Origin of the sequence: Streptomyces sp. WAC04114 (assembly GCF_019733245.1) — a bacterium.
Lineage (GTDB): Bacteria > Actinomycetota > Actinomycetes > Streptomycetales > Streptomycetaceae > Streptomyces > Streptomyces massasporeus_A.
Genome location: NZ_JAIGQA010000325.1, coordinates 1 through 3,504 on the forward strand (window position 1 = coordinate 1; position 3,504 = coordinate 3,504).

The 3,504-nt window shown below is 70.6% G+C and carries 4 protein-coding genes; 2 read left to right on the forward strand and 2 right to left on the reverse strand.

Features of this window, described 5'->3' with window-relative positions; all coding sequences use genetic code 11:
- The first annotated feature begins 109 nt into the window (after positions 1-109).
- Complete coding sequence (locus tag K4G64_RS38745; RefSeq protein WP_221760539.1) at positions 110-1,267, forward strand: acyl-CoA dehydrogenase family protein; 1,158 nt, start codon at positions 110-112, stop codon at positions 1,265-1,267.
- Between the two features lie 35 nt (positions 1,268-1,302).
- Positions 1,303-2,178 (forward strand): acyl-CoA thioesterase II, encoded by an 876-nt coding sequence (locus K4G64_RS38750; protein WP_221760540.1) that lies wholly within the window; start codon positions 1,303-1,305, stop codon positions 2,176-2,178.
- A 238-nt stretch (positions 2,179-2,416) separates the two neighbouring features.
- On the opposite strand, the gene K4G64_RS38755 is transcribed toward K4G64_RS38750, so the two are convergent.
- Both K4G64_RS38755 and K4G64_RS38760 read right to left on the reverse strand, forming a co-directional pair.
- Positions 2,417-3,205: a phosphatase gene (locus K4G64_RS38755; protein ID WP_221760541.1), complete on the reverse strand. Its 789-nt coding sequence runs from the start codon at positions 3,203-3,205 to the stop codon at positions 2,417-2,419.
- A 93-nt stretch (positions 3,206-3,298) separates the two neighbouring features.
- Positions 3,299-3,504: helix-turn-helix domain-containing protein (locus K4G64_RS38760; RefSeq protein WP_221760542.1), on the reverse strand; the 206-nt coding region annotated here is incomplete at its 5' end.

Sequence of the window (3,504 nt, forward strand, 5' to 3'; positions counted from 1 at the left end):
CCCCAGCGTGACGAGCGTTACCCCACCCCCACCCTGGACGGTCGTTGATACCCGCCGGTATCTTTGGCTGAGCAAGCGCTTAGACATGCGAAGTCGTGGAGGTGGCGGCGTGCGCCGTACGGTGTTCAACGAGGATCACGAGGCGTTCCGGGAGACCATCCGCGCCTTCATCGAGGCCGAGGTCGTACCGGTGTACGACGAATGGTTCGCTGCCGGCCAGGCGCCGCGCGACTTCTACTACAAGCTCGGTGAGCTGGGCATCTTCGGCATCAACGTGCCCGAGGAGTTCGGCGGCGCGGGCCTGGAGAGCCACAAGTTCGAGGCCGTTCTGTACGAGGAGACCGCTCGCGCGGGCGTCGCGTTCGGCGGCTCCGGCGTGCACGTGCTGCTCGCCCTGCCGTACCTCAAGATGCTCGCCACCGACGAGCAGAAGAAGCGGTTCCTGCCGAAGTTCGTCTCCGGTGAGGAGATGTGGGCCATCGCGATGACGGAGCCGGGCACCGGTTCCGACCTCGCGGGCATGAAGTCCACCGCCAAGCTGAGCGAGGACGGCACGCACTACGTCCTCAACGGTGCCAAGACCTTCATCACCGGCGGCGTGCACGCCGACCGCATGATCGTCTGCGCCCGCACCTCCGCGCCGACCGCCGAGGACCGCCGCCACGGCATCTCCCTCTTCGCCGTGGACACCAAGTCCGAGGGCTACTCCGTCGGCCGCAAGCTCGACAAGCTCGGCCTGAAGACCTCCGACACCGCCGAGCTGGCGTTCGTCGACGTCAAGGTGCCCGTCGAGGACCTGCTCGGCGAGGAGAACAAGGGTTTCTACTACCTCGGTCACAACCTGGCCTCCGAGCGCTGGGGCATCGCCTTCGGTGCCTACGCCCAGGCCAAGGCCGCCGTGCGGTTCGCCAAGCAGTACGTCCAGGACCGCACCGTCTTCGGCAAGACGGTCGCCTCCTTCCAGAACACCAAGTTCGAGCTGGCCGCCTGCCAGGCCGAGGTGGACGCCGCCGAGGCCGTCGCCGACCGCGCGACCGAGGCCCTGGACGCCGGTGAGCTCACCCCCGCCGAGGCCGCCTCCGCCAAGCTGTTCTGCACCGAGGTCGCCCACCGCGTCATCGACCGCTGCCTCCAGCTGCACGGCGGCTACGGCTTCATGAACGAGTACCCGATCGCCCGCCTGTACGCGGACAACCGCGTCAACCGCATCTACGGCGGCACGAGCGAGATCATGAAGTCGATCATCGCCAAGAACATGGGCCTGTAAGCCTCCCGAAACCACTGGCGTATACAACTGACTTCATGAGCCAGGCACTTCAGGATCTCCTCGATCTGCTCGACCTCGAGCCGATCGAGGAGAACATCTTCCGCGGCCAGTCCCGGTCCGCCGTGGTCCCCCGGGTCTTCGGCGGCCAGGTCGCGGCCCAGGCGCTGGTCGCCGCCGGGCGTACCGTCCCGGCGGACCGGCCGCCCCACTCGCTCCACGCGTACTTCCTGCGCATGGGCGACCCCGGCGCGCCCATCGTCTACGACGTCGAGCGCATCCGCGACGGCCGCTCCTTCACCACCCGGCGGGTGGTGGCGGTCCAGCACGGCCGGCCGATCTTCTCGCTGTCCGCGTCCTTCCAGGAGCACGAGGAGGGCATGGACCACCAGGCGCCCATGCCGCCCGCCCCGGACCCGGCGGCCCTGCCGACCTCGCAGGACCGGTTCCGCGGCTACGACCACCTCGACCCCAAGGTCGTCGAGCACTTCCTCGCCGCGCGTGAGGCCATCGACCTGCGCTATGTCGAGGAGCCGCCCTACGGGCAGTTCGGGCAGCCCCGCGAGCCGCACTCCCAGGTGTGGTTCCGCACCAACGGCAAGCTCGACGGGCCGGTCGACAGCGCCCTGCTGCACATCGTGCTCGCCACCTACGTCTCCGACATGACCCTGCTCGACTCGGTCCTGCTCGCGCACGGCCGCGGCGGCTGGGCGGTCGGCGACGTCGTCGGGGCTTCCCTGGACCACGCCATGTGGTTCCACCGGCCCTTCCGCGCCGACGAATGGCTGCTGTACGACCAGGAGTCGCCCTCGGCGTCCGGCGGCCGCGGCCTCGGCCAGGCCCGCATCTACACCCAGGACGGCCGGCTCGCCGTGTCGGTCATCCAGGAGGGCGTGGTGCGCGTTCCCCGCTGAGCCGGGCGCGTCGCCCTCTGACTCGCGCACGCCGCCGCGGGGCTGCCGGAGGCGTACGTCCACGCCTTCTTCCGCTTCTGCGGTGACGGCGTTCTCGACGAGTCGCGGGTGTACCCGACCGTGGAGAAGGTGACGGGGAGACCGCCGCGCGGGTTCCGCGAGTGGGCGGTCCCCCACCGCGCGGATTTCGCCCAGGGCCTTGCCCCCCCGGGGCGCGCCGGGCCCGGCCGCCCGCCGGTCAGTCCAGCCCGGCCGCCGCCAGCAGGTACGCCGTCATGGGGTCGTAGTGGCGGGGGCTGATCACATGGTCGTCCAGGGGCACCGTCACCTGCACGGTGCCCTCGGCCTCGGCGATGAAGAGGGCCGGGTCGTTGCAGTCGGCGTAGCCGACGGAGTCGACGCCGTGCTGGCCCGCGTAGCCCGCCCAGCCGTGGTCGGCGACGACCAGGTCGGGCAGCGGGCGGCCCTCGCGCTCCAGGCCCTTGAGGATCGCCTTCATGGGTTCGCCCGAGTGGGTGTGCCACAGGGTGGCGCCGTGCTCCAGGACCGCCACGTCCGCGAACTGCATGACGTAGCCCTCCTCGGTCGTCAGCCCGTCCGGGATGACGACGATCTCGCAGCCGGCCGCGCGCAGCGCCGCCGCGGTCGCGCGGTGCACGTCGAGGAGGCCGCCGGGGTGGCCGGTGGCGAACAGGACGCGCTGCTGCCCGTCCGCCGCCTTGCGCAGCCGTCCGGCCATCCGCTCCAGACCGTCGACGGTCAGCTCCGGGTCGATGGTGTCCTGGCCGTACCGGTATTCGGGGTCGTCGTTCACGCCGACCCGCTCCGCCATCACCGCGAGGACGTCCTGCTCGTCGCTCCAGCGGTCGCCGAGTTCCAGCCCGAGCCAGTAGTGGCGGTCGCTGTTCGCGAGCTTGCGGTAGTGGGAGAGGTTGTTCTCGCGGGGGGTGGCGACGTCGCCCGCGATGCGCGTCCTGACGAGGTGTTCGACGAGTTCGGCGCGGCTGGGTGTCCCGGGTATCGGCATGGCATCCATTGTGAGGCAGCCGACTGTGGGCGTCCCTGGCGTATCGCGCGCTGGGACGTGCGTCACGTACTCAGGGGGACACCGCTCACGTACTCAGATGTGCCGCAGCGCGAACCAGAGTTCCATCCGTACGTCCGGGTCGTCGAGGTCCGTCGCGAGCAGGGTCGCGCAGCGGGCGATCCGCTGGCGCACGGTGTTGCGGTGCACGGACAGGGCGACGGCCGTGCGGTCCCAGCTGCCGTGCAGGGAGAGCCAGGTGCGCAGGGTCTCGGTGAGCGCGGGGTGGGCCGTGACGGGGG